The organism is Shimia sp. (genome assembly GCF_022448905.1).
Taxonomy (GTDB): Bacteria; Pseudomonadota; Alphaproteobacteria; order Rhodobacterales; family Rhodobacteraceae; genus Shimia.
Map to the genome: position 1 here is coordinate 85,127 of NZ_JAKVCW010000008.1, position 24,700 is coordinate 109,826.

Here is a 24,700-nt window from a genome sequence, read left to right on the forward strand (position 1 = left end):
CCTCCGCTACAATTGGTAAACTAATATAACCAATAATCGAGGCTGGCAAGCGCAACCGCTTCACGTTAGGGTGCGATCATGATCAAAGACACCCTCCTCGCACAGTTTTCCGCCCTCGATTTCATCGCGGTTTTGACCATCCTATCGGCTTGGGCGCTGACCACGCACCTTATTGAAAACCCACCAAAAAACCGGCCTTCCGTGTCGCGCCTGATGGCATTTTATCGGCAGGAATGGATGGTGCACTATGTGGCACGGGAGGTGCGGGTTTTTGATGCGCAGATCATGGGAAATCTGCGGCAAAGTACGGCGTTTTTTGCCTCCTCCTCGATGATCGCCATCGGGGGCCTGGTGGCATTGATCGGGAATACCGACCAAATTGCCGGGGTGACCAAAGACCTCACCCAGACCGCGGAGCCGGCCTCCGTCTTGGAACTCAAACTGGTTCTGGTGCTGCTGTTTATCGGCAATGCATTTCTGAAATTTGTGTGGTCTCACAGGCTCTTCGGCTATTGTTCGGTGCTAATGGCGGCGGTGCCAAATGACGCCAAAGACCCGACAGCGCTGTCGCGTGCGAAGAAGGCGGGCACCATCAACATCACCGCCTCACGCAGTTTTAATCGGGGGATTCGGGCGATCTATTTTGGGTTGGCGGCGGCGGCCTGGCTTTTGGGGCCGGTGATGCTGCTGCTTGGGGTATTGGTAACAGTGGTTGTCCTGGGGCGGCGTGAGTTTGCCTCCCAATCCCGTGCCGCACTGCTGCAGGAACCGCGCTGAGTTAACCAGTCAATTTCCACGTCGGTATTGCGTCGGTATCACGACTGTTTTGCGGAGGTGCGCTTTCGAAGCACCCACCCAGGTTAACATTTCAAAAGATGAAGAGAGATTTAGACGCGGTGGTAAGGTGCACCGGCCAAAATGCTGGCGGCACGATAGAGCTGCTCGCTCAGCATGACCCGCGCCAGCATGTGTGGCCAAACCATTTTACCAAAGCTCAGCTTGGCGTCTGCTCGTGCGCGCAAACTTGGGTCAATGCCATCCGCCCCGCCAATCACAAAGGCCAGATCACCGCGCCCATCGTCGCGCCAGCCACCCAGCTTATTGGCAAACTCAGGACTGCTCATCAGCTTGCCGCGCTCATCCAGTGCACAGATCACGGCCCCCTTGGGGATCACACCTTCGAGCAGACCGGCTTCAGCCGCCATACCGCCGCCCTTGCGGTCTTCCACCTCGTGCACTGCTACCGGACCCAGGCCCAAGGCCCGTCCGGTGCGATCAAATCGGGTGAGGTAGTCATCAAGGAGGTCGCGCTCGGGACCAGACCGCAGCTTTCCCACGGCGCAGATATGCACCTTCAGTGCCATGTCATGCCCTCCGGCCTGCAAGCACAGTGCAGGCCGCCAGAAGTCTTATGCGGTACCGTCAGGCACCCACATCTTTTCGAGCTGGTAGAACTCACGCACTTCCGGACGGAAGATGTGCAAGATCACGTCGCCGGTATCGACCAGAACCCAGTCGCCTGTGTCCTTGCCTTCGACCTTGGCGCCGCGTCCAAACTCGGACTTCAGCCGCTCAATCAGCTTTTCAGCAATCGCCGTCACCTGACGCGAGGAGCGCCCGGAGCAGATCACCATGTAATCGCCAATAGAGGTTTTGCCGCGCAGATCGATCTGCACCACATCTTCGGCTTTGTCTTCATCCAGAGAGGTGAGAATACGGGCAAGCAGTGCCTCGCTTGTCGTATCCGGAGAGTCCGACGTCACAATCGAACCAGTGTCAGTAGCATTGGCCACGTCAGTGTTCAGAGACAGAAGTCTGTCCTCCTTGTAGCGCACCCGTCAGCCCCGGTGCCGAGCGTAATTTCAAGATAGCACCGGTTGGCGGTTTTCTCAACGAAAGGCAAGGGGGATTCGCGCCTCTCAGCCGGTTTGGCGCGGTTTTCAGCGGTTTTTGGCAGAGGGGGCCAGCCCCCACGCTTGGCCAAGCCAAGCGCTCCCCCGGGATACTTAGAGAATGAGAAGGCGCCTAAGGGAGGGTAGGCTGCCCGTCCTCTCCCTCCAACATGCGCACCTCGCGCTGTGGGAAGGGCAGCGAAATGCCGTGCTCGTGGAAGGCATCCCAGAGCGCGAGATAGACATTGCCGCGAATGTTGGTCAGCCCGCCGGTGGGATCTTCGATCCAGAAGCGCAGGATGTAATCCACGCTGCTGTCGCCAAAGCCGACGATGTGACAGACCGGCGTGTTGGGGTAGCGCAGCACTCGTTTGACCGACTGTGCCGCCTCCACCGCCACCTTGCGCACCAGATGCGGATCGTCGCCGTAAGCGGTGCCAAAGAAGATATCGAGCCGCACATAGGCGTCCGAGTGCGACCAGTTCACCACCTGATTGGTGATCAGGTCTTCGTTGGGAATAAGGAATTCTTTGCCGTCGCGCGTGACCACAGAGATGTAGCGCGCGCCCAGCGAGTTGATCCAGCCAAAGGTCTCGCCCAGCGAAATCACGTCGCCGGGTTTGATCGATTTGTCCATCACAATGATCAGGCCGGAGACCAGATTGGACACCACCTTTTGCAAGCCAAAACCAAGTCCAACGCCAATGAAGCCGGTGAGGAAAGCGAGGCCCTGCAGATCAAAGCCGATGATGCGCAGCCCCACAAAGAAGGCCGCTGTGTAGAGAAAGACTTGCAGCAGCTTGCCAAACAGCACCCGCATGGACGGGGAGATGTCTTCGCTGCGTTTGAGCCTTGCGTCGGCCTGGCGCGAAAGCAGCCGCGTGACGGCAAAGGTCAGACCCAGCAAAACAAGCGCTTGCGCAATCATCCATAATGAAATGCGAGTCTGACCAAACACCAATGCCATGCTGTCCATCAGCTGCACCGCATCGTCGCGCAGGCCGGTGAGCACCAGCGTGACCCAAATCCAAGCCCCATAGCGCAGGAAGGTGCGCAGAGTGGTGTTCTGCACCACCCGCAGAACCACCACCACCACCAGCCAGGCCAGCGCCAAATTGGCCAATCCCACCAACAGATAAGACCGACTGGGCCAGGTCACCGCGCGCATGCCCCAGACCGTGAACCAGATCAGCCCGTTGAACACGATCAGCACCATGCGACGGTGCACCATCATCGCGTAGCGATAGCGCAGCTTGGACCAACCCTCGCGGGTTTTGAGCCAGGCGTAGAACCGCGGTTTGATCACTGCCGCCAGCGCATAGGCCAGTGCGAGCAGCCCCAACGCAATCAGCACCTGGTAAAACGCCCAGGGCCGCAGGAGGCTTTCGCCAAAATCCACCACCTGATCCCAGATGCTGAGCGCGATTTCGGTGGTTTGCGTGTTGCTCTCGCTGGGTTGGGCGGCCACAACCTCACGCTCGGCCCCGGCGATGCGGTCGAGCTCGGATTCCTGCGTGTCGCCAGTGGTTTGGGTCTCTGTGGTGTTCTCCTCAGCCATAAATGCATCCTTGCACGGGCTCTGCCTCTGCGGCAACGCGTGTGTGTCGGATTGTGTGCTTCTGCTTGAAGGAATCTGCGCAACCCTGTAGGGGAGAAGCATGAAACGCATCTATGACATCTCTGACCGCGCCTTTTTGCCTTGGCGATTCTTTGGTCAGTCCAAGTCCGTCATCGCCGCGCTATGAGCTTTTGGCGCAGCTGAGCTGTGCCCGTTAGTCAGCCATATTTTCAGCTATCCAAACAAAATGGAGAGGACCGATGTCCCCCAAAACGCTCTATGATAAAATCTGGGATGCCCATGTTGCGCATGAAGCCGACGATGGCACCTGCCTGTTGTATATTGACCGTCACCTCGTGCACGAAGTGACCAGCGCGCAGGCTTTCGAAGGCCTGCGCATGGCAAACCGCAAGGTACGCGCACCAGAAAAAACCATCGCTGTGCCGGACCACAACGTGCCGACCACCATGGGCCGGGAAGATCCGGCGCAGATGACCGAAGAATCGCGCATACAGGTGGAAGCGCTGGACAAAAACGCCAAGGAATTTGGTGTGCACTACTATCCGGTGTCTGACGTGCGTCAGGGCATCGTGCACATTGTGGGCCCGGAAAACGGCTGGACCCTGCCGGGGATGACTGTGGTGTGTGGTGACAGCCACACCGCAACCCACGGCGCCTTTGGCTCTCTGGCGCATGGTATCGGTACCTCTGAGGTGGAGCACGTGCTTGCCACTCAGACGCTGATCCAGAAGAAGTCCAAAAACATGAAGGTGGAGATCACTGGCAAACTCAAGCCGGGCGTGACCGCCAAAGACATCACGCTGGCCGTGATTGGCGAAACCGGCACCGGTGGTGGTACGGGTTATGTGATTGAATACTGTGGGGAAGCGATCCGCGATCTGTCCATGGAAGGTCGCATGACGGTTTGCAACATGGCGATTGAAGGCGGCGCCCGCGCCGGTCTGATCGCGCCAGATGAGACCACCTTTGCCTACTGCAAAGGCCGTCCACATGCGCCAAAAGCTGGCGCATGGGAGCAGGCGCTGGAGTATTGGAAGACGCTCTACACCGACGAAGGCGCGCATTTCGACAAAGTGGTCACCATCAAAGGCGAAGACATTCAGCCGGTGGTGACCTGGGGCACCAGCCCTGAGGATGTGCTGCCGATCACCGGTGTGGTGCCAGCGCCAGAAGATTTTGAAGGTGGTAAGGTGGAAGCGGCCCGTCGCTCAATCGAGTATATGGGGCTGACCCCGGGTCAGAAGCTGACCGACATCGAAATCGACACCGTGTTCATCGGCTCTTGCACCAACGGCCGCATCGAAGACATGCGCGCCGCCGCAGAAGTGCTCAAGGGTAAGAAGATCAAAGAGGGCATGCGCGCGATGATCGTGCCGGGCTCTGGTCTTGTGCGGGCGCAAGCGGAAGAAGAAGGTCTGGCGGATATCTTCCGTGACGCAGGCTTTGAATGGCGTCTGGCTGGGTGTTCCATGTGCCTGGCGATGAACCCGGATCAACTGTCAGAAAACGAACGTTGCGCGTCCACCTCGAACCGCAACTTCGAAGGCCGTCAGGGCTATAAGGGCCGCACGCACCTCGTGTCCCCTGCCATGGCCGCCGCTGCCGCGATCACCGGCAAGCTCACTGACATTCGCGAGCTGATGTAGGCAATGCTGGCTTTCTTCAAAAAACGCTTTTGGTGGGCACTGTTTACAACAGTGTCCATCATCTCGTTTTTTTGGAGTGGCCCAGCTTGGTTTGCGTGCCCAAACACAAAACTTCTCACAGATGGAACGCATATCTCACACTGCCGAAGCAGCGGTAAGAATGAGTACTGGTTTAGTGCATCCGCGAAACGCGAAGATTTCTTTGTGTTTCTCGATGCTCTCGCAGCCTCCAACCAAGGCGAATGGGAGCTCGCGAAAAATACAGCTCAAACGGAAGAATATGCGTTTGACCGTAGCGACGATGTGCTTGTGAGACGTAGTGCATATTGGGTGGATGGAGAAATCCATTACTCTCAGCGCAAACCAATTGTTTTATCGGATCGCAAAAAGAAAGAATGTGCGGCCTCAGACGAGTCCAGAGGCCGCTGCACCGAGACTTAATTGCGCCCTGAGCGCATTGGAGTAACACGATGGAAAAGTTCGAAACCTTCTCCGGTATCGCCGCGCCTATGCCGCTGGTGAATATCGACACCGACATGATCATCCCAAAGGTGTTCTTGAAATCCATTGCCCGCACCGGCTTTGGCGCCAATCTGTTTGATGAGATGCGGTTCAACCGTGACGGCACAGAGATACCTGATTTTGTGCTGAACAAACCACAATATCGCAACGCGCAGATCCTGATTGCGGGCGACAACTTTGGCTGTGGCTCTTCGCGGGAACACGCGCCTTGGGCGCTGGATGATTTTGGCATCAAAGTGATTGTGTCGACGTCGTTTGCCGACATCTTCTTCAACAACAGCTTCAAGAACGGCATGCTGCCAATCGTGCTGCCGCAGGAGCAGGTTGACGTGCTGATGGCAGACGCGGAAAAAGGCGAAAACGCCCGGATGACCGTGGACCTGGAAGCGCAGGAAATCACCACATCGGATGGCGAGGTGATCAAGTTCGAAGTGGATGCGTTCAAAAAGCACTGCCTGCTGAACGGCTTGGACGACATTGGCCTGACCATGGAGAAAGAAGCCTCCATCGACGCCTATGAAGCCAAAGCGGCAGCGGAGCGTCCTTGGGCATAAGCCCGTCGACCGCTGATTGACATAACCCTGCACAACCGCTCAAGTTGTGCGGGGTTTTCTTTTGGGTTGATTTGCATGTTTAAAAAACTGTTCAGGCAAAAAAGCCGCGTGGAACGTATCCACGACGAGTTGAAGGTACTAATCGAGCTCTTGGAAAGTTCCGAAGGGCGGGAATTTTGGGTCAGCCAACTACGCAGCCTGATGAAGGCCACAAACGAAACCCAGCTGTGTAACGCCGTCCAAACTATTTACGGCGGCATGGGTTCATTCAATGACATTGTGTTCCACAAATTAAATGGAGATACCGGCACCGAAGAGGAGCTTAACGGTTTGAACGAGCGATTTCATCACCACAAAACTCGCCTATATGGCCTTACCCAAAAGCACACTTGATTATGGAAGAAACAATGGGATCCATTGGGCCGATTGATAGTTTTTTGGACTTCTCCATAGATACCGAACGCTTGCTGCTCCGCCCCTGTCGGATGGAAGACGCAGACGCGCTCACCGCCTTGATGACGCCTCAGATCAGCGACCGACTTGCAACATGGCCCACCCCGCTGTCGTTGTCTGAGACACAAACAATTTTGCGGAACTCTCGCCAACATGCAATGTGTGGCACATCCTTCCCTGCAGTTGTGATCGAAAAGGCGTCCAGCACTATAATCGGATGGTGCAAGCTGGATTGTGCGGAGGGGCAAGCGGACATGGGGTATTGGATTGGTGAAGCCTACCAGCGACGCGGCTTTGCGCTGGAAGTCGCGAAGGGCGCGATTGGCTTTGCTTTTGAGACCTTGGATTGCCATCAAGTGCGCGCCGGGGCGCGGGTGGACAATGCGGCCTCCCTTTCTCTGCTGAAAAAACTAGGGATGTCGCCCCAAGGCATCCAATCCTTTTGGACGCCTGCGCGCCAGCGCTACGAAGATTGCGCGTTCTGGCAACTGAACCGAGACGATTGGCGTCGGCCTCGGTAGGTAACCTTCGCAACCTCAGCAGCGATCGAGCCGAGGGGTGAAAGCGAAGCGCCCGCGTTTTGCCGAAGGCAAACCTATGGTTTGACGGGGGCGGTTTGGGCGCTCGCCAAAGCGGTGCTTTGGCGTCTTATCGCAATCTAGCCCCACATCACTCCGCAGGCACAGCCACCTGACGATCTGTGCCGCCCAAATGTTTGGCATTGAGCTTCAGCACCAACCAAATCATCGCCACCTGCAGGGCAATCGCCACGGCGGAAATCAGCAGATAGGCCAGCGAGAATTTGTCGACCAAACCGCTCGCCACCAGCCCTTTGTTGAGCCAGAAGTGCAACATCACCGACAGCGCCACACCGGGGCAGACCAGCGCGTAGGAGCCTGCGGATTTTTCCTGCCCGGTGATGAATGTGGACACATAGCCAAAGCGGCGCAGCACCGTCAGACCAAGTGCCAGCACGGCAAGCTGCACCATCAACAGGGTTGTCAGCATGGAGAGCGTTTCGCCCGCGCCGCCGTGCACGTCAAAATGCACATGCAAACCGTGGTTCTGACGCATCCAAGCGATGGTGATCACTGTGATCAGCGGCACAATCACCAGCAGGGTTGGTGCGCTTTCGGCTGTGGCGCCGTTTTCCATCATCGCCCGCAGGCCCAAGATCACATTCGCCACGGCCAACAGGATTGCCACCACAATGAAGAAGCTCGACAGGATAAAGGACACGCCCGCCACCAAAGCGGAGCCGCTCATGGCAGCGGGAGCGGCCAGGCCAACGCCCACCATGGCGAAGGCAAAGGCGGGCAGAACCTGTGCAAAGCTGTTGTTTTTGGCGCAGTCAAAGCCGCCGTTGATCAGCACGCGGCCAAAGAAGTCGCGCATGATCCTCAGCCCGTAGCTGCCAATCAGGACAAAGGCGATCATGGCAATTGGGAAGAGGTATTCGACCACGGTCCACAGGCCGGGCACAAACACCAAACCCACGATAAAGCCGCCGTTCACCACCATCGCCAGCGCAAGCGGGATCGCCATAAGCTGGGTTTCGGCGTTTGACGTGCGCAGCGCCTGATAGGCAGGCGTAGCCCGGAAAGCCGACAGGTGGCGCAGGTTCCAGATCAGCGATTTGATCAGCAGAAAGGTCAGCCCGGCGATCCCAACCATGGCGACCACAATTGCGGTCTGAAGCGGGAGTGCTCCAGATAAGAAAGCGGCGGTGATGTCTTCAAAAATCGGTACAGGGCGCCCGGGATGCGGCACCCAGAACATCAGGAACATAAAGAAGGTCACCATCAGGCCGCCGGAGCCCAAGGTAGCAAGAAAATAGAGGGGAGAATAAGGCGTGTCTTCACGCGTGACAGAGGGGGACGACATAGGATTTCCTTTCACATTCCATAAAAAGAATATGAGTCAGATTTTGCGCTACCTTGATCTAAATCAATACATATTCATTATTTGGAATGTCTGGAAGTTGAATTAAGGCAAAAATGTGGCGCGCCGTTTTACGAGGCGGTCACATTCTCCAAAACCCTTGTGGCCCCGCCAAATTCGCCCACCAGATTTAGTATCACCCTGAAAAACAGTGCTTTTTTGAAAGGCACAATTGATGCATTCGCGCACCAGTCTCTGTCTCAGACCGCGGCTTGGTTGCCAAAATCCAAACAAAACCTTGAGACTTGCCAAGATCCAATGGCACAATAAGGCATAAATGAGGCACCCCGCCATCAGAGCGGGATCAAGTTGGAACAAGATCGCACGGCCAAAGAGCCACAAAACGCGACATCCGGTTTGAAGGGACACGAGCTGTGATAGGCAGAATCATTGGCGCGGCAACGCGTGCGGGACTGGTGGCATTGCTGTTTGCCTTGCCAGCCATCATCTTGCCCACTGTGAGCGAAGATGTGGTGCACATTGTGCTGCTGTTTGCGATCTTCAGCTCGATCCTGGTGTTCATCGAATATGTGACCACCGCGCCGTCGTTCATCGAATTCCGCCACGCGCCGCCGTTCAACCGGATGCGCTTTCTGGCGATCTTTCTCACCGTATTTGCGCTCTCGGTGATTGCCCGTGGCGAAGTGGCGCCCAACGCCTTCACCGCCTTTTTGCATGCGCTTGGCATCATTGTTGGCGACGCGATTGATTTCCCCTATTCGCCGGTGCGGCTGATGGTCATCATGTTGCCGGACAACGCCACGCCTGAGCTGATCAAAGAGGTGCGCACCGCGTCTGGGCTCAGCTATCTGATCTCTCTGATGACGCTGGCGGTGTTCTACTTCTTTGCGCGCGTTCTGGAATGGCCAGCGCGCAACGGGGCGTTTAACGTCTGGATCAACCTGCCGCTGTTTGACCCCACCGCAGGCGGCGACGTGCTGCCACGTCTGCAACGGGATGGCCGTCTTAACATTGCGTTAGGATTTCTTATGCCATTCTTAATCCCGGCGATCATTCAGATGATGTCGGACCTGATTGATCCGATCTACTTAAGCGATCCGATGACAATGATTTGGACCATCAGCGCATGGGCTTTCATACCGGCCAGCATGATCATGCGCGGCATTGCCATGAGCCGCATTGCCACCATGATCGACGAGAACCGCCGCCGCGCCTATGCCGCGTCGCGTGGTACACATCCGGTGTCCTCTGCCGCCTGATTGGCGTTCTGTTTTTTGTGAGTTTTGCGCATGCGGAGACGATCCGCGTAGCAACCTATGATGTGGAACTGAGCCGCAAAGGGCCGGGCCTCATGCTGCGCGACATCACGCGGAGCGATCCGCAGGTTGTGGCGATCACTCAGGTGGTGACACATCTCGCGCCGGATATTCTGTTCCTGCAAGGCGTGGACTATGACGCGGATCTGTTGGGCGCCAAGGCGCTGCGGGACCACTTTGGCAAAAGAGAGCTGGACTACCCGCATGTTTTTTCGCTGCCCCCCAACACCGGCATTCCCACTGGCTTGGACATGAATGGCGACGGGCGATTGCACACACCAGCGGATGCGCAGGGCTATGGCAAGTTTCGCGGGGCCGGTGGTATGGTGGTTCTGTCGCGCTGGCCCTTTGGCGAGGCGCGGGATTTCTCGGTGCTGTTGTGGCGGGACCTGCCGGAGGCCACATTGCCCGGAGTAAATGGGCAACCGTTCCCCTCAGAGGAAGCACAAGCCATCCAGCGGTTGTCGTCCAATGGCCATTGGGTTTTGCCCGCGCTGCATCCCAACGGCCCAGTGACGCTCATGCTCTTTGCCGCAGGGCCGCCGGTGTTTGACGGGCCAGAAGATCAAAACGGGTTGCGCAATGCCGATGAAATCCGCCTGTGGTCTCATCTGCTGGACGGCAAGCTGGGGCCCGCACCAGAGCCGCCGTTTGTCTTGATGGGCGGTGCAAACCTTGATCCACAAAAAGGCGAAGGGCGGCATGAAGCCATTCAAGGCTTGCTAACTGATCCACGCCTACAAGACCCGCTGGAAAAGGCAGGCCCCACCGTGGATTGGCGCGAGCCGACGCCGGGGGATTTGCGGGTCGATTATGTCCTGCCCAGCGCCGATCTGAAGGTGATCGACGCTGGGGTGTTTTGGCCGAAACCCAAAGAACCGGGCCATGAGCTGCTATCGGAGAAAGACATCGCCGCCAGCCGCCATCATATGGTTTGGGTCGACATCGCCTTCTGAGGCACCGCCGACTCTGGCAGTGCAGAGGCCAAAGCCTTGTGCAACTCGGTAGGCTCAAACTCCGGCAGCAATTCCTCAAACCGAGCGCTATCCAATCGATGCGACGTGTTCCACAGGTAGCGCATTTCCAGCAGGTGCGGCGCCAGTTTCCACACCGGCGAGGCCAATTGGATTGCCCACCACGCCATGGATTTGACCTTCAACGTGCGCCCTAGAACCTGCTCCAACGCCTGCGCCATATCGTTGCCGGTCAACGTGTAGCCCGGAAACGGCACGTCCTCGAAACGGTTCAACTGATCCCGCTTCTCCGCCAGCATCACAGCCGCGCGGCAAAGATCCGGCAAATAGGCCCAAGCGTGATCCACATCGCGTTTGCCCGGATAGGTCAGCACACCCCGGCCAATCTTGGATGTCATGATCATGTCAAACCAATTGCCCGAGGCCTCTGTGTCGATAAAATCCCCAGCGCGCAGAATGATCGTGCGCACCTCGCTAAAGCGATAGGCCCGCTCCATGTCACGCCGGATTTGGCCCAGCGGGTTCTCTGCCTGATGCGGGGTGGTCACGCCCCAGGGGCTGGGCGTTTGTGCGCCGTAAACATAGACGTTGCCCGGCACAATCACCGTGGCGTCCACCATTTTGGCGGCGGCAATCACCTCATCGTGCAGTTTTGGCACCTGTGCGGCCCAATCAAAGTATTGCGGGTTCCAGGCGTTCACGATCACCTGCACCCCATGCACCGCCTCACGCAGCCGGTCTTTGCTGCGATCAAAGGGGCGCACATCCCACCCCGCCTTGGCAAAAGCCTGCGCTGCGTTGCGTCCAAACCGCCCGTTTGCGCCAAGTATCAAAACCGTCTGTGCCATGATCTCTCTCCTGCTGTCTGGCGTCTTGACACCAACATGCGGCATTCGAAGACAGTTAGGTATTGGCGAAATTCGCAGCCGTGATATTCATAAATGAATGGAAAAGGCACTCTCAAACCTCGACTGGTCGTTGATCCAGTCCTTTCTGGCTGTGGCGGAAACCGGCTCCCTGTCTGGCGCGGCGCGGCAGCTCAATGCCTCCCAACCCACGTTGGGACGCCATATCAAAACGCTCGAGGACACGCTGAAGGTTGAGGTCTTCCACCGCCACGCGCGGGGTTTTGAGTTGACCGAAACAGGACAGGCCTTACTCGCACCCGCGCAACGTATGGCCGCCGCCATGGCCGACCTGTCGCTGGCCGCCGCCGGTGGGGAAACCGACCTGGCCGGCACCGTGCGGATCTCGTCATCCATCTTCATGGCGCATCATGTCATGCCGAACATTCTGGCCGATCTGCGCCAGAAAGAACCGCAAATCCAGATTGAGCTGGTGCCGTCGGATCAATCGCAGAACCTGCTGTTTCGCGAGGCCGACATCGCTGTGCGCATGTACCGCCCCGAGCAGCTCGACATGATCACCAAACATCTGGGCGACATCACGCTGGGCATGTTCGCCGCCGAGAGCTACCTCGCCCGCAAAGGTCGCCCGTCCGGGGCCGAAGACCTGCCCCATCATGACATCGTTGGCTATGACGCCAATGACGACATCATCCGCGAAATGCGCCGCATGGGCATCCCCGCCAATCGGGATTGGTTTCCGGTGCGCTGTGACCATCAAACCACCTATTGGGAATTGGTGCGCGCGGGCTGTGGATTGGGGTTTTGTCAGCGCCACATTGCGCGGCAAACCCCGGGAATCGAAGAGATCAAAATCGACTTTCCAATCCCACATTTGCCTGTCTGGCTCACCGCCCATGAAAGCCTGCGCCACACCCCGCGCATTTCCCGCGTCTGGACCCTGCTGGAGAGCGCATTAAAGCCCTTTGTTTCTTGATCTTTCACGCGCCACTCGGTAACCCGTAGCGAACCTATTTGATCAAGGACGCACCGCAATGAGCAACCCTTCGCTTCTCATCCTCGCCGGCGACGGCATCGGCCCCGAAGTCATGGACCAGGTCCAGCGTATTATTGGCTGGTTTGGCGACAAGCGTGGCCTGAAATTTGACGTGAGCGAAGACCTTGTCGGCGGCGCGGCTTATGACAAACACGGCGTGCCGCTGCATGACGACACCATGGCCAAAGCGCAAGAAGTGGACGCGGTGCTGCTGGGCGCCGTAGGTGGGCCAAAATACGACGATCTGGACTTCTCCGTGAAGCCAGAGCGCGGCCTGCTGCGCCTGCGCAAAGAGATGGACCTGTTTGCCAACCTGCGCCCGGCGCAGTGCTTTGACGCGCTGGCAGATTTCTCCTCACTGAAAACCGACATCGTGTCCGGTCTGGACATCATGATCGTGCGCGAACTGACCTCCGGCGTGTACTTTGGTGAACCACGCGGCATCTTTGAAGAAGGCAACGAACGTGTTGGCATCAACACCCAGCGCTACACCGAATCCGAGATCGAGCGTGGCGCCCGCGCTGCGTTTGAGCTGGCGATGAAGCGCGACAAGCGTCTGTGCTCGATGGAAAAAGCCAACGTGATGGAAAGCGGCATCCTGTGGCGCGAAGTGGTCAACGAAGTGGCCAAACACTACCCAGAGGTGGAAGTCTCCCACATGTACGCCGACAATGGCGCAATGCAGCTGGTGCGCGCACCCAAGCAGTTTGACGTGATCTACACCGACAACCTGTTTGGCGACATCCTCTCGGATTGTGCCGCGATGCTGACCGGCTCGCTTGGCATGCTGCCCTCCGCCTCCCTGGGTGCACCAATGGACAACGGCCGTCCAAAAGCGCTGTATGAGCCGGTACACGGCTCCGCGCCAGACATCGCAGGCGAAGGCAAAGCCAACCCATGTGCCTGTGTGCTCTCCTTCGCCATGGCGCTGCGCTACTCCTTCAACGAAGGCGCAGAAGCAGACCGTCTGGAAGCGGCTGTGGAGAAAGTGCTGGCAGATGGCGTGCGCACAGGCGACCTGATGCAAGCAGACGGCGGCACCCCGGTGTCCACCTCCGAGATGGGCGACGCCCTGCTGGCCGCGCTGGACGCAAGCCTCTAAGCACAGGCCACAGCTTGAGAAATTGCGAAGGCGTCCTTAGGGGCGCCTTTACCTTTTTGGCAATTTGTTTTCCGCGGGCTTCTGCAAGCTGCTACCACTAAGGCAGGCAAGTTTTGGAGGTCGACATGAAGCATGTCCTCGGGGGCGCCCTCACGCTGGTTCTAAGTACCGCCGCCACAGCAGAAACCTTCAAGGCGGACGTCTGGGCCGACAATTGGTTTGCCCTCTATGCGAACGGATCCTTGGTGGGACAGGACCGCATCTCCATTGCCACGGAACGCTCGTTTAACGCCGAGAGCTTCACCTTCCGCGCCGAACGACCGTTTATGCTGGCGCTGATGGCGAAAGACTTCAAAGAGAACGACACCGGGTTGGAATACATCGGCACCAACCGCCAACAAATGGGTGATGGCGGCGTGATCCTACAAATCAAAGATGCCGCCGGGGACATCGTGGCCGTGTCTGACAAAGACTGGCGCTGTAAGGTGATCCATGAGGCACCGCTCAACAAATCCTGCACCAAGGAGCGCAACCCGCGCGTGGGCGAAGGGCCGTGTGGGTTTGAAGCAAGCAAGCCGCCGCGCGGCTGGACTGCCGAGTATTTTGACGATTCAGATTGGCCTCGGGCGACGGAGTACAAGAAACGTCAGGTGCGGCCGAAAGACGGCTACAACGATATCAAATGGGACCGGCGGGCGGAGTTCATCTGGGGGCCGGATCTGGAAACCAACAACACGATGATTTGTCGGTTGCTGATCCGCTAGCGCAGCGCCGGGCGCGGGTTGCGTTGGCCGTGGCTGTAGATGGTTTTCACGCTCCATTCCACGGCGCGACGCATGGTTTTGCCCAAGGCATCATCAAACGCCACCACCACATCAGACATCTCTTCGCTGGGCGACATGATGACTTTCTCAAAGGACTTTGACCCAATGATGTGATCGTCATAGGCGTCCACAATCTTGAGGTTCATGCGCACATGCACTTCCAGCGCATTGCTTTCGGTTTCCACCGCCGGAATGCGCGCCTGAAACTCGCGCAGGTCTGACACAATCAGGAAGTCCGGACGCAGCGCCACGGAGGAACGGCCCACGGCGGCCACCTTACCGCTGTTTTCAAAGCTCTCGATCAGCAACGTCTGCACAATCACCGGCGCGCGATCGACCCAACGCGCCACGGGCAGATATTCAAACTGATAGGGCGTCGGCTGCACCGCGATCTGGTCGGTGTCCACAGCGGCATGGGCCGTGGGCTCCTCGATCACAATCTGATGGCTGAGACGGGGCAGGCCCGACGAAAACGTGCTTTTGGGCGTCAGCGTATAGAGATCCGTCGGCGAGGCCGCGCGGTTCAACGTGCCCAACCCGCCGCAGCCCGAGAGCGCCAGCGCGCCCACCAATACCGTTGCCCATCCCCATCGAGTCATCGGCTAAACTCCGATCCTTGCGTGCCGAGAAGAAACCGTGCCGGATCGCGTTTGATCCGGGCCACCAGCCGGTCAAGGTTGCCAACCAGATAGCGGGATTCTTCCACAAATTTAACAGTTTGCGGCAAGCCCAACCGCAGGAATTCCGACACCTGCCGCTCGTTGCGTTGCACAATCTCATTCACCGTGCCGAGCAAATCAGATGCGGATTGCGAGGCGGCCAGCACCTCGTCCGACGCCTTGCTGATGTCATCAGAGACACCTGTAACCGTTCCGGATACCGCCGCCACTGCACCGCTGATGTCGGTCATAATCTGGTCCACATCCTCATCAAGAATCTGGTTCACCCCGCTGAACGTGTCGCCCGCCGTGGCCAGCGTATCGTCGGCGGTTTCCATCGCCTGATAGATCGCCTCCAGGGTGCGATTTGAGCGCTCAAACGTGTCGATCGCTGTCGTCAACGCTTCGCTGGCCTGTGGGGACAGCGTGGCCAATTGGCCGGTGGCGTCCACGGCCAGCGTGTCGATGCTGGCGATCATGGTATTGGCGGCTTGTGCGGCTTCAGAGATGTTTTCCACCACCTCCGGCAGGCGCTCATCCACGGTCACGCGGATGGCATCCAAGGCGCTGCGCGCGCTGGCCGCGGCTTCGCGGGCATCCTCGACCATCTCGGTTGCGCCGCCACGCACCAACGTGTTCACCGCATCCGCCGTGTCATCCAACGACCGCAGCATTTCATCCGACAGCTCCAAAGCCTCGTTGAAATTCGCAAGCGTGCTACGTGCCTCCACCAAGCGCGCCGTGGCGGTTTCCAACATCAGCGCGCCTTGGTCTGTGATCTCCTCCACGCCGGTCTCAATCGCCACCAGCGTCTCGTTGGTCTGATCAATCAAAGGCGAGACTTTGGTGGTCGCGATGTCGCGCACCGTGGTCAGCGCCGCTGTGGCTTCATCCGCCAACGGCTGCAGATCGGTGTTCATCACTGTGGTGGCCGTATCCGAGGCCACCCGCACCGAATTGAGCGTGTCGGTCGCCGCATTGGTGGCGGTTTCAAAGGCCGATATGGCGGTCTGGGTCTGCTCCACACGGGCCTGCACGCTGGTGCCGACCTCCTCATACCGCGCCATCAGGCTCGACGCATCGGTGCCGACCTTTGCGATCTGGGTTTCCATCACTTCCGCCGTGTCTTGCACCTGTTGCACCAAGGCGGGCAGGCGCTCATCAATCAAAGCCTGCGCCGATTGCATCGCGGAAATCGCCGAGGGTTCTAGCACCTCCACCACATTCTCCAGCGCAGCCGCCGCATCTGCGCCGCGTTGAATAAAGTCTTTGAGGTCTTCTTTCATCAGGCTATCCGCTGTGGCAAAGGCGCTTTCCGCATTGTCCAACGTGCCTTTGGTGCGCTCAGCCGCCTCCTTGATGGAGCCCAGCGCGCCGGTGGCCTCGACCAACGTTTCTTCGGCGGTGTCCGACAGGGCCTCCAAACGCGTGGTGAAGGCGGCGATTTCACGTGCCGCGCTGCCGACATCTTCGGACAGCTCTTCAAACTCCGCCAAGGTGCGGTCCAAACGGCCCGAGGCGCTGGCCAGATTGCCCAAGAGTTCATTCACCGCAGCGGTGTTTTCTTCGCTCACCACGCCTTGCAGGTTTTCCAGCAGGCCAATCGCCTTTTCCATCAGCTCCGGCGCGCCTTGGATCACAGACTGAAGCGCGCTTGGCTCGGTTGGGATTTCGCCAAATTGCTCCAACGCCGCCGCACCCGCCGTGCCGCCAGACAGCGCCACAAAGCTCACGCCGGTGACACCCTGCCCTTGCAGCTTGGCAATAGTGTCGGTCTTCACCGGCGTGTCTGCCCCCACCTCAATGCGCACCCGCACCAGTGAGGGGTTCTCCTCGTCCAGCTCCAGCATCACAACCTGCCCCACCGGCAGGCCGTTGTAGCGCACGCCACCCGCCATCCCGAGGCCGGAGACGTTGTCAAACAGCACGTCGTAATAGGCGTATTGCTTTTCCAGATCGATCTTGGCGAGCCACAGCACAAACAGGAACGAGCCGATCAGGCCGACCAGCGCGAACACCCCAATCAGGAGGTAGTTTGCCCGTGTCTCCATGCCCTATGCGCCCCCGGTTTCGGTGTCGATGCCTTTGACCTGCGCGGCCCGCGCACGTGGGCCGGTGAAATACTCCTGCACCCACGGATGATCGACATCCGTCATTGTTTCTATTGGACCTTCTACCAGAACTCGCTTCTCGGCAAGCACCGCAATGCGATCACAAATCGCGTAGAGACTGTCCAGATCATGTGTGACCATAAAGACGGTGATGCCCAGACTGCGCTGCAACTCGCCAATCAGGTCGTCATAGGCCGCCGCCCCGACGGGATCGAGGCCCGCTGTGGGCTCGTCCAGAAACACAATCTGCGGGTCGAGCGCGAGCGCCCGTGCCAAGGCTGCCCGTTTGCGCATCCCGCCCGACAGCTCGCTGGGCAGCTTGTCACAGGCGAGCTGCGGCAGCCCCACAAGGCTGATCTTGAGCGCGCCGAGTTCCTTCATCAAATTGGTCGACAGCTTCAGATGCTCGCGCATTGGCGCCATCACGTTCTGCAACACCGTGAGCGAGGAAAACAGCGCGCCGTCCTGAAAGGCCACACCCCAGCGGGTTTCGACCTTGCGCCGTTCCTCTTCCGGCGCGGTGAGCACATTGGTGCCCAGCACCTCAATGGTACCTGCTGCCGGTTTGTTCAGGCCAACAATGGTGCGCAGCAGCACCGATTTGCCGGTGCCAGACCCGCCCACAATGCCCAGTACCTCGCCGCGCCACACGTCCAGATCGAGATTGTCATGCACCACCTGTGGCCCAAACTGGTTGCGCAATCCGCGGACCTTGATGATGGCGTCACGCTCTGGGATATCGCTCATGCTCACACCCCCAACTGCGCAAAGAAGATCGAGAACAGCGCGTCGAGCGCAATCACCAGAAAGATGCCCTGCACCACGCTGGAGGTGGTGCGTTGGCCGACGCTGGTGGAGCTGCCTTTCACCTGGAAGGCCTGCCAACAGGCCACCACCCCAATCACCAGCGCAAAGAACGGCGCTTTCACCATGCCCACCAGCAGGTGTTTCACGGCAATGTTGTCATGCAGGCGGGTGAGGAACATGCCGGGGTTCACATCCAAGCTCACCCAGCTCATCAGCGCGCCGCCAAAGAGGCCAAACAGATTGGCGATGAACCCCAAAAGCGGCAACATGATCAACAGTGCCAGCACCCGTGGCACCACCAGCACCCGCACCGGATCAAGGCCCAGGGTCTGCATGGCGTCGATTTCCTGCTGCACCTTCATCGACCCGACCGAGGCCGTAAAGGCAGAACCGGAACGACCGGCCACAATGATCGCAGTCAGCAGGATGCCCAGCTCGCGCAGCACCGAGATGCCGATCAGTTCGACCACAAACACCTCTGCGCCAAACTGCTGCAACTGGCTGGCCCCCTGAAAGCCCAGCACCACGCCGATCAAGAAGCCCATCAGCGCCACAATCGGCACCGCGTTGAAGCCGACGTCCTGCATATGCGTGAACAGGCTCGCCCAGCGAACTTTGTGCGGACGGACAATCACATCCGCCAACCCGGCGAGCGTTTGCCCGAGAAAACTCACCAGTGACAGCGCGTCATCCCAACCGGACACCAGCTTGCGGCCAATATCCGCCACCCATTCCCAGCGTCCGTGTTCCGGCAGCTCATGGGGTGTCTCTTCCGGCGTGGCGGTGGCCACTGTTTCGATCAATGCAAGATGATCCGCCGCGCCAGTGATCTGCACCTCGGCGCCCTGTGTCTGCAGACGCGCACGCAGTTGAGAGACCAGCCAAGCCCCCCCTGTGTCAAAGGCGGTGAGCGGGGAGAGGTCTATGTCGACGTGCGTCTCAGTTGGCGCAGCCTGTGCGAACGGCGCTTCCATGTCGGCGAGAAACTCGGTCAGCAAAGCACCTGACAGGCGGACAGTGGCGCGCCCATCCTGGGCCGCAACCTGCAGGTCTGGCGCCGCCAAAACGCTCATGCGCGGCGCACTCCGCATTCCATAGTGTCCGTCAAACCCCGGATCATCCTGCCCTAATTCTGTTACCTCAAACCGTTTCGAAAAAGCCTAGCCCAGCGCCACCTGCCGCTCAAGCTCTGCCACCTCTGGCCACTCCAGCCGGGTCAGCGCCTGCATCACCAGCCGCTGCGCCCGTGCGCCGGGCCAATCAGACGGCAGAACCGCATCTTGAACAGCGCCATGGCGCAGCCGCAACCGCCGCCAGTGGTGCAAGATCACCAGCCGCAGCGCGGTACGCTCCAATGTGCCTTCCGGCGTGCTATGCGCAAGCACACGCCCGACCGCCTCTGACAGCGCATCATATTCCGTCGCCAGCTCGTGCGGGACCAAAGCAGTGACCGCCCACTCCGGCACACGCTCCGGCGTGAACTTGCTCAGCAAAACCTCCTCACTCGGACGCACGGTCCCGGTCCCCAGCGCACTGCGTGCTGACAAAGCAACCGCGTGGGTCGGCAAAAGCTCCAGAAACTCTGCTGCCGTCAAATTCGGGCCACCTACCGCCAACCAGACCGCCTCCGCCGTATCTGCTGTGCCATAAATCTGCCCGCGCACTGCTTCGGTCTCGGCCCAGCCTTTGGCCGTCAATTGATGCGCCGACAACCGCCCGCGCTTCTCCGAGGTGATCCAACCATCCCGGCGCAACCGGTGTACCGCCACGCGCAACGCCTGATTGTTGATCCCGAGCCGACTTACCAATGCATCTAACACCGGCCCGGACAGCCAGGCCTCTTCGCTTTGCAGCAGGTCGCCCAGAATGGTGACCACAACCGACCAGACTTTGATCGGGCCACAGGCGGCGACGGCATTGATATCTTCTTGCAGATCAACAGTTTGCATGGGCCAATTCTACGCCGCCCAAGCCTCAACAACAAGCTTTGGCCGCAGCGTCACAATCACGCTGCCTTGATGCGCCCGCGCCGGCGGCTCAGAGTGATCTCAATATCGGGACCGCTCAGGAGGAGGAGCCCCCATGTCGTTTGAGACACAGATCACGCCCAACGCGCCTGCGTTTGGCGAAAACCGGGATGCAATGTTGAGCGCCGTGGCGGAACTGCGCGCGCTGGAAACCCGGACGGCGGAGAAATCCGAACAACGGCGAGGGCGCTTTGCCGCACGGGGGCAAATCACCCCTCGAGAGCGGCTCGCCCGCCTGCTGGACCCCGGCCTGCCGTTCCTGCGCCTGCACAGTCTCGCGGGGTATCTGCAAGACAGCGATGACCCAGAGAAATCCCTGCCAGGCAGCACTTTCCTGATGGGCATTGGCTTTATCTCCGGCGTGCGCTGCATGGTGATTGTGGATGACAGCGGCATCAACGCGGGCGCGCTGTCTCCGATGTCGCTGCAAGCCATGCTCTCCGCCCAGGAAATTGCCCTGCGCCAGAAGCTGCCCTTTGTGCATCTGGTCGAAAGCGCGGGCGCCAACCTGATGAATTACCGCGTCGAAGACTGGGCTCTGGGCGGCGGCGTGTTCCGCAATCTGGCGCGTCTTTCGGCGGCCGGTTTGCCCACCGTCGCGGTTTTGCATGGCCCGTCCACTGCGGGCGGCGCCTATATGCCCGGCCTGTCGGACTATGTGATTGGCGTGAAGAAAAACGGCATGGCCGCACTTGCCGGGGCCGCGTTGGTAAATGCCGCAACCGGCGAGGTCGCGAAAGACGCCGATTTGGGCGGCGCGGAAATGCACGCGACCACCTCCGGTCTGGTGGAATACCTCGCCGAAGACGACGTGCACGCCATCGCGCTGGCCCGCCGGGTCATGGCGCGGCTGGACTGGAACCGTGACATGCCCAAACCAGAGGCGCGCGCCTTTGACGAACCGCGTTTTGACGTGGGTGAAATCGCAGGCGTGGTGCCCGCCGACTGGTCCACGCCCTATGACGCGCGCGAGTTGATCGCCCGGCTTGTCGACGGGTCCGATTTTGACGAATTCAAACCGGATTTTGGCCCCGCAACCCTCTGTATTCAAGCGCAAATCTACGGCCACACCGTTGGCATCCTTGCCAACAATGGCCCCATCGATCCGGCGGGCGCCAACAAGGCCACGCATTTCATTCAGGCCTGCGAACAGGCGGGCACCCCGCTTGTGTTCCTCAATAACACCACCGGCTACATGGTCGGCACGGCTTATGAACAGGCCGGGATGATCAAACACGGCTCCAAAATGATCCAAGCCGTGTCCAATGCCCGCGTGCCCAAAATCACGCTCTACTGCGGCGCCAGCTTTGGCGCGGGCAACTACGGCATGTGCGGCATCGCCTATCAGCCGGATTTCCTGTTTGCCTGGCCGACCTCCCGCTCCGGCGTCATGGGCGGCGCACAGGCCGCAAAAACCATGAGCCTCGTCGCCCGCGCCGGGGCCGCCCGCAAAGGCGTCGACGTGGATGAGGCCCGCATGGCCCAACAGGAAGCCGCCATTCAAGGCCTGTTTGATGCGCAAAGTTCCCCTTTCTTCACCTCCGGCAAAGTGCTCGACCACGGCGTGATCGATCCCCGTGACAGCCGCAAAGTGATTGCTTTCTGCCTTGCCACCGTGGCCGAGGCCCGTCGTCGCGATCTCAACTCCAACAGCTTTGGCGTGGCGAGGATGTGACCATGAGCACGTTTGACACCCTTCTGATTGCCAATCGGGGCGAAATTGCCTGCCGCATCATCCGCACCGCGCGCGACCTCGGCCTGCGCACTGTTGCGGTCTATTCGCATGCCGACGCAAATGCGCTGCATGTCTCGATGGCGGATGAGGCGCACCCCATCGGCCTCGCGCCCGCCGCCGACAGCTACCTCAACAGCGACGCTATTTTGGAGGCCGCCAAAGCCTCCGGCGCGGGGGCAATCCACCCCGGTTATGGCTTTCTGTCTGAGAACGCAGATTTTGCCCGCGCGGTTGAACGCGCAGGTCTTGTTTTTGTAGGACCATCCGCCGAGGCCATCGAGATCATGGGCAACAAAGCCATCGCCAAGGCGCATATGCTGGACGCCGGAGTGCCCTGCGTGCCCGGCTATCAAGGTGATGATCAAACTGACGCGACATTGCTGTCTCACGCACGCAACATCGGCATGCCACTCATGGTCAAAGCCGCAGCGGGAGGTGGCGGCAAAGGCATGCGGCTGGTCACGGATTTGGACGATCTGCCCGAGGCGCTCACCTTGGCCCGAGCGGAGGGCAGTGCGTCCTTTGGCAATGGCACGCTGATCCTCGAGCGCGCCGTGCAAAGCGCGCGACATATCGAAATTCAGATCTTTGCGGATCACGACGGCAATACCATTGCCTTGGGGGAACGAGACTGCTCTGTCCAGCGCCGGCATCAGAAGGTAATAGAAGAAGCCCCTGCCCCCGGCATGACCCGAACCATACGAAAGCGTATGGAAAAGGCCGCCATCGCAGCAGCTCAATCGGTGGGCTACGTCGGCGCGGGCACGGTGGAGTTTCTGCTCGATGGAAACGGTGAGGATTTCTATTTCCTGGAGATGAACACCCGCCTTCAGGTCGAGCATCCGGTCACCGAGATGGTCACGGGCCTGGACCTCGTCGCACTGCAACTCGCTGTCGCGCAGGGCGCGCCCCTGCCCGTCTCCCAAGAGGACATCACACTCTCAGGACACGCCATAGAGGTCCGGCTCTACGCCGAGGACCCCGCCAATGGCTTCCTGCCATCCATTGGGAAAATTCATAAATTTGAAACAGATAACATCATCCGCATCGACACCGGCGTGCGCAGTGGGGACGAAGTCTCTCCGCATTATGACCCAATGCTGGCCAAGCTCATTGCCTATGGTGACACCCGCGATGAAGCCCTGCGCAAGCTGAGCCAAGCACTGGACAACACGGCAGTTCTGGGTGTGACCACAAACGTGGCGTTCCTGCGCGACTTGCTCGATCGCACCGAGGTGCAAAACGGCACGGCTACCACATCTTTTCTGGATGACGCCTACCCGAATGGCCCTCCGCAGACCGCCGTCACGTCCCAAACTGTCGCCCTTTCTGCCGCGCTTTTGCTGCGCAGCGAAAGTGATAAAGCACAAGCGCAAAGTCTGCTGCCGGACGCCTCCCTCGCAGGGTTCTCCAGCGATGGCGGCCTGCCTATTCCGCTGGATCTCTCGCTTGACGGAGAACTACATAGTATCACCGCAACGAGTGTTGGCACGGACCAGATCACGGTTTCTGGTGACGGCTGGACCCACAACGTTTCGAGCGACCTCCGCATCGACGGACACCGCACCACTGCGCATCACGCGCCTGACGGTATGAGGGGGCTTTATCTGCAAACCGCAGGCCACCACCTGCATGTCACCCGCGCACAGCCCTGGGCCACAACTGACGCCACCGCCACCGGCGCCCTCACCGCGCCGATGCCGGGCCTGCTGGTGGCGCTCAACGTGGCCGCAGGGGACACCGTCCAAAAAGGCGACACGTTGGCCGTGCTTGAAGCCATGAAAATGCAACATCAATTGACCGCCGCCGCCGACGGCGTTGTCGCCGCGCTCCACGTTGAGACCGGCCAACAGCTGTCCAAAGGCGCGCTGATCCTGACCATGGAAGACCCAACATGACCCTCACCCAAGCTGATGATTTTCTCACCGAGTCCGAAGTGCTGTATGACGCCCTGTCTGGTTTGTCGGACGCGGAGCTGCGCACACAAACCCAGTTCAAAGGCTGGACCGTCGAAGACGTTTTGGTGCACCTGCATTTCTGGAACACCGGCGCGGACCTGTCTGCCTCCGACGAAGCCGCCTTTATGGCGCGCATGGGCGGCGCGATGGCCTCGCTCAAGGCCTCGGGTTCCCTGCGCAGCTATGAGAATGAAACCATCCCGGAGCGCGGCGCAGACCTGCGTGCCCTCTGGATCGAAACGGCGCGCGACGTCGCCGCCCGCTGGCGAAACATGGACCCCAAGGCGCGCCTGCCCTGGGTCGGCCCGTCGATGTCGGCACGCTCCTCTATGACCGCCCGGCAAATGGAAACCTGGGCCCATGGGTTTGAAGTGTTTGACCTACTGGGCAAGGTCCGCGCAGACAGCGACCGCATCAAAAACATCGTGATCCTTGGCGTGAACACCTTTGGCTGGTCCCATCAGGTGCACAGCCTGCCGGTGCCCGAGGCCATGCCCAGACTCACCCTGACCGCACCATCCGGTGCCACATGGGAGTTTGGCGAAGAGGGCGACAACAGCATCGCAGGCCCTGCCGCAGATTTTGCCGCCGTGGTCACTCAGACCCGCGCCTTTGCCGATACCGCGCTGACCGCCACAGGCGAAGTTGCCCAGACCTGGATGGCCAACGCCCAATGTTTTGCGGGTCCGCCAGAAACGCCGCCCGCCCCCGGCAGCCGCCACAAACAGGAGCGCTGA

Annotated in this window: 24 protein-coding genes; 14 read left to right on the forward strand and 10 right to left on the reverse strand. The window is 59.5% G+C overall.

Annotated elements, in window-relative coordinates; translation table 11 throughout:
* Window positions 1–78: 78 nt before the first annotated feature.
* Window positions 79–777 carry a DUF599 domain-containing protein gene (locus MK208_RS11275; RefSeq protein WP_294116626.1) on the forward strand — a complete coding sequence of 233 codons (699 nt, stop codon included), beginning with the start codon at window positions 79–81 and terminating at the stop codon, window positions 775–777.
* A gap of 110 nt (window positions 778–887) precedes the next feature.
* Here the strand turns inward: MK208_RS11275 and rlmH are convergent, their stop codons facing one another.
* The 3 genes from rlmH to MK208_RS11290 form a co-directional block, all read right to left on the reverse strand.
* Window positions 888–1,358: a 23S rRNA (pseudouridine(1915)-N(3))-methyltransferase RlmH gene (gene rlmH / locus MK208_RS11280; RefSeq protein WP_294116755.1), complete on the reverse strand. Its 471-nt coding sequence runs from the start codon at window positions 1,356–1,358 to the stop codon at window positions 888–890.
* Between the two features lie 51 nt (window positions 1,359–1,409).
* Window positions 1,410–1,763, reverse strand: coding sequence for a ribosome silencing factor (gene rsfS / locus MK208_RS11285; protein ID WP_168590911.1), 354 nt, complete (start codon window positions 1,761–1,763; stop codon window positions 1,410–1,412).
* Window positions 1,764–2,025: 262 nt separating this feature from the next.
* A complete protein-coding gene (locus tag MK208_RS11290) occupies window positions 2,026–3,450 on the reverse strand; it encodes a mechanosensitive ion channel domain-containing protein (protein ID WP_294116627.1) in 1,425 nt (474 codons plus the stop codon).
* Between the two features lie 260 nt (window positions 3,451–3,710).
* Here MK208_RS11290 and leuC point away from each other — a divergent pair, with 260 nt between their 5' ends.
* The 5 genes from leuC (at window position 3,711) to MK208_RS11315 (ending at window position 7,167) form a co-directional block, all read left to right on the forward strand.
* On the forward strand, window positions 3,711–5,117 hold the full coding sequence (gene leuC / locus MK208_RS11295; protein ID WP_294116628.1) for a 3-isopropylmalate dehydratase large subunit: 1,407 nt from the start codon (window positions 3,711–3,713) through the stop codon (window positions 5,115–5,117).
* Window positions 5,118–5,120: 3 nt separating this feature from the next.
* Complete coding sequence (locus MK208_RS11300) at window positions 5,121–5,558, forward strand: hypothetical protein (RefSeq protein WP_294116629.1); 438 nt, start codon at window positions 5,121–5,123, stop codon at window positions 5,556–5,558.
* Window positions 5,559–5,587: 29 nt separating this feature from the next.
* Window positions 5,588–6,193: a 3-isopropylmalate dehydratase small subunit gene (leuD, locus tag MK208_RS11305; protein ID WP_294116630.1), complete on the forward strand. Its 606-nt coding sequence runs from the start codon at window positions 5,588–5,590 to the stop codon at window positions 6,191–6,193.
* 75 nt (window positions 6,194–6,268) lie between these two features.
* Window positions 6,269–6,586, forward strand: a complete 318-nt coding sequence (locus tag MK208_RS11310) for a hypothetical protein (protein WP_294116631.1) — start codon at window positions 6,269–6,271, stop codon at window positions 6,584–6,586.
* 14 nt (window positions 6,587–6,600) lie between these two features.
* Window positions 6,601–7,167 carry a GNAT family N-acetyltransferase gene (locus MK208_RS11315; RefSeq protein WP_294116632.1) on the forward strand — a complete coding sequence of 189 codons (567 nt, stop codon included), beginning with the start codon at window positions 6,601–6,603 and terminating at the stop codon, window positions 7,165–7,167.
* Between the two features lie 148 nt (window positions 7,168–7,315).
* Here the strand turns inward: MK208_RS11315 and MK208_RS11320 are convergent, their stop codons facing one another.
* Window positions 7,316–8,530, reverse strand: coding sequence for a hypothetical protein (locus tag MK208_RS11320; RefSeq protein ID WP_294116633.1), 1,215 nt, complete (start codon window positions 8,528–8,530; stop codon window positions 7,316–7,318).
* Between the two features lie 431 nt (window positions 8,531–8,961).
* Between MK208_RS11320 and MK208_RS11325 the strand changes: the two genes are divergently transcribed.
* Both MK208_RS11325 and MK208_RS11330 read left to right on the forward strand, forming a co-directional pair.
* Entirely contained in the window at window positions 8,962–9,807 is an 846-nt protein-coding gene (locus MK208_RS11325) for a hypothetical protein (protein ID WP_294116634.1), read from the forward strand.
* A gap of 17 nt (window positions 9,808–9,824) precedes the next feature.
* Entirely contained in the window at window positions 9,825–10,820 is a 996-nt protein-coding gene (locus tag MK208_RS11330) for an endonuclease/exonuclease/phosphatase family protein (RefSeq protein ID WP_294116635.1), read from the forward strand.
* On the opposite strand, the gene MK208_RS11335 is transcribed toward MK208_RS11330, so the two are convergent.
* Entirely contained in the window at window positions 10,790–11,686 is an 897-nt protein-coding gene (locus MK208_RS11335) for a sugar nucleotide-binding protein (RefSeq protein ID WP_294116636.1), read from the reverse strand. The genes MK208_RS11330 and MK208_RS11335 overlap by 31 nt on opposite strands.
* 97 nt (window positions 11,687–11,783) lie before the next feature.
* Here MK208_RS11335 and MK208_RS11340 point away from each other — a divergent pair, with 97 nt between their 5' ends.
* The 3 genes from MK208_RS11340 (at window position 11,784) to MK208_RS11350 (ending at window position 14,606) form a co-directional block, all read left to right on the forward strand.
* Entirely contained in the window at window positions 11,784–12,680 is an 897-nt protein-coding gene (locus tag MK208_RS11340; protein ID WP_294116637.1) for a LysR family transcriptional regulator, read from the forward strand.
* 58 nt (window positions 12,681–12,738) lie between these two features.
* On the forward strand, window positions 12,739–13,842 hold the full coding sequence (gene leuB, locus MK208_RS11345; RefSeq protein ID WP_294116638.1) for a 3-isopropylmalate dehydrogenase: 1,104 nt from the start codon (window positions 12,739–12,741) through the stop codon (window positions 13,840–13,842).
* A gap of 125 nt (window positions 13,843–13,967) precedes the next feature.
* Window positions 13,968–14,606, forward strand: coding sequence for a PEBP family protein (locus MK208_RS11350; protein ID WP_294116639.1), 639 nt, complete (start codon window positions 13,968–13,970; stop codon window positions 14,604–14,606).
* On the opposite strand, the gene MK208_RS11355 is transcribed toward MK208_RS11350, so the two are convergent.
* The 5 genes from MK208_RS11355 to MK208_RS11375 all read right to left on the reverse strand — a co-directional run bounded on the left by MK208_RS11355 (window position 14,603) and on the right by MK208_RS11375 (window position 20,192).
* A complete protein-coding gene (locus tag MK208_RS11355) occupies window positions 14,603–15,265 on the reverse strand; it encodes an ABC-type transport auxiliary lipoprotein family protein (RefSeq protein ID WP_294116640.1) in 663 nt (220 codons plus the stop codon). The genes MK208_RS11350 and MK208_RS11355 overlap by 4 nt on opposite strands.
* Window positions 15,262–17,376 (reverse strand): MlaD family protein, encoded by a 2,115-nt coding sequence (locus MK208_RS11360; RefSeq protein ID WP_294116641.1) that lies wholly within the window; start codon window positions 17,374–17,376, stop codon window positions 15,262–15,264. Before MK208_RS11360 ends, MK208_RS11355 begins: the two co-directional genes overlap by 4 nt.
* A 3-nt stretch (window positions 17,377–17,379) precedes the next feature.
* Window positions 17,380–18,183 (reverse strand): ATP-binding cassette domain-containing protein, encoded by an 804-nt coding sequence (locus tag MK208_RS11365; protein ID WP_294116642.1) that lies wholly within the window; start codon window positions 18,181–18,183, stop codon window positions 17,380–17,382.
* Window positions 18,184–18,185: 2 nt separating this feature from the next.
* Window positions 18,186–19,316 carry an MlaE family lipid ABC transporter permease subunit gene (locus MK208_RS11370; RefSeq protein WP_294116643.1) on the reverse strand — a complete coding sequence of 377 codons (1,131 nt, stop codon included), beginning with the start codon at window positions 19,314–19,316 and terminating at the stop codon, window positions 18,186–18,188.
* 87 nt (window positions 19,317–19,403) lie between these two features.
* Window positions 19,404–20,192, reverse strand: coding sequence for a PaaX family transcriptional regulator C-terminal domain-containing protein (locus MK208_RS11375; protein WP_294116644.1), 789 nt, complete (start codon window positions 20,190–20,192; stop codon window positions 19,404–19,406).
* Window positions 20,193–20,325: 133 nt separating this feature from the next.
* On the opposite strand from MK208_RS11375, the gene MK208_RS11380 reads away from it, so the two are divergent.
* The 3 genes from MK208_RS11380 to MK208_RS11390 are packed head-to-tail and all read left to right on the forward strand — an operon-like array spanning window position 20,326 to window position 24,700.
* Window positions 20,326–21,945, forward strand: coding sequence for a carboxyl transferase domain-containing protein (locus MK208_RS11380; RefSeq protein WP_294116645.1), 1,620 nt, complete (start codon window positions 20,326–20,328; stop codon window positions 21,943–21,945).
* Between the two features lie 2 nt (window positions 21,946–21,947).
* Complete coding sequence (locus MK208_RS11385) at window positions 21,948–23,903, forward strand: acetyl-CoA carboxylase biotin carboxylase subunit (RefSeq protein WP_294116646.1); 1,956 nt, start codon at window positions 21,948–21,950, stop codon at window positions 23,901–23,903.
* On the forward strand, window positions 23,900–24,700 hold the full coding sequence (locus MK208_RS11390) for a TIGR03084 family metal-binding protein (protein ID WP_294116647.1): 801 nt from the start codon (window positions 23,900–23,902) through the stop codon (window positions 24,698–24,700). The genes MK208_RS11385 and MK208_RS11390 overlap by 4 nt, the downstream gene beginning before the upstream one ends.

Excerpts from the sequence above, each read along its gene's own strand:
- MK208_RS11370 (WP_294116643.1), bottom strand. The coding sequence starts at position 19,316 with ATGAGCGTTTTGGCGGCGCCAGACCTGCAGGTTGCGGCCCAGGATGGG.
- MK208_RS11300 (WP_294116629.1), top strand. The coding sequence starts at position 5,121 with ATGCTGGCTTTCTTCAAAAAACGCTTTTGGTGGGCACTGTTTACAACA.
- leuB (WP_294116638.1), top strand. The coding sequence starts at position 12,739 with ATGAGCAACCCTTCGCTTCTCATCCTCGCCGGCGACGGCATCGGCCCC.
- MK208_RS11365 (WP_294116642.1), bottom strand. The coding sequence starts at position 18,183 with ATGAGCGATATCCCAGAGCGTGACGCCATCATCAAGGTCCGCGGATTG.
- MK208_RS11315 (WP_294116632.1), top strand. The coding sequence starts at position 6,601 with ATGGGATCCATTGGGCCGATTGATAGTTTTTTGGACTTCTCCATAGAT.
- MK208_RS11320 (WP_294116633.1), bottom strand. The coding sequence starts at position 8,530 with ATGTCGTCCCCCTCTGTCACGCGTGAAGACACGCCTTATTCTCCCCTC.
- MK208_RS11310 (WP_294116631.1), top strand. The coding sequence starts at position 6,269 with ATGTTTAAAAAACTGTTCAGGCAAAAAAGCCGCGTGGAACGTATCCAC.
- MK208_RS11290 (WP_294116627.1), bottom strand. The coding sequence starts at position 3,450 with ATGGCTGAGGAGAACACCACAGAGACCCAAACCACTGGCGACACGCAG.
- MK208_RS11390 (WP_294116647.1), top strand. The coding sequence starts at position 23,900 with ATGACCCTCACCCAAGCTGATGATTTTCTCACCGAGTCCGAAGTGCTG.
- MK208_RS11375 (WP_294116644.1), bottom strand. The coding sequence starts at position 20,192 with ATGCAAACTGTTGATCTGCAAGAAGATATCAATGCCGTCGCCGCCTGT.
- MK208_RS11355 (WP_294116640.1), bottom strand. The coding sequence starts at position 15,265 with ATGACTCGATGGGGATGGGCAACGGTATTGGTGGGCGCGCTGGCGCTC.
- MK208_RS11360 (WP_294116641.1), bottom strand. The coding sequence starts at position 17,376 with ATGGAGACACGGGCAAACTACCTCCTGATTGGGGTGTTCGCGCTGGTC.
- leuD (WP_294116630.1), top strand. The coding sequence starts at position 5,588 with ATGGAAAAGTTCGAAACCTTCTCCGGTATCGCCGCGCCTATGCCGCTG.
- MK208_RS11335 (WP_294116636.1), bottom strand. The coding sequence starts at position 11,686 with ATGGCACAGACGGTTTTGATACTTGGCGCAAACGGGCGGTTTGGACGC.
- MK208_RS11350 (WP_294116639.1), top strand. The coding sequence starts at position 13,968 with ATGAAGCATGTCCTCGGGGGCGCCCTCACGCTGGTTCTAAGTACCGCC.
- leuC (WP_294116628.1), top strand. The coding sequence starts at position 3,711 with ATGTCCCCCAAAACGCTCTATGATAAAATCTGGGATGCCCATGTTGCG.
- MK208_RS11275 (WP_294116626.1), top strand. The coding sequence starts at position 79 with ATGATCAAAGACACCCTCCTCGCACAGTTTTCCGCCCTCGATTTCATC.
- MK208_RS11340 (WP_294116637.1), top strand. The coding sequence starts at position 11,784 with ATGGAAAAGGCACTCTCAAACCTCGACTGGTCGTTGATCCAGTCCTTT.
- MK208_RS11385 (WP_294116646.1), top strand. The coding sequence starts at position 21,948 with ATGAGCACGTTTGACACCCTTCTGATTGCCAATCGGGGCGAAATTGCC.
- MK208_RS11380 (WP_294116645.1), top strand. The coding sequence starts at position 20,326 with ATGTCGTTTGAGACACAGATCACGCCCAACGCGCCTGCGTTTGGCGAA.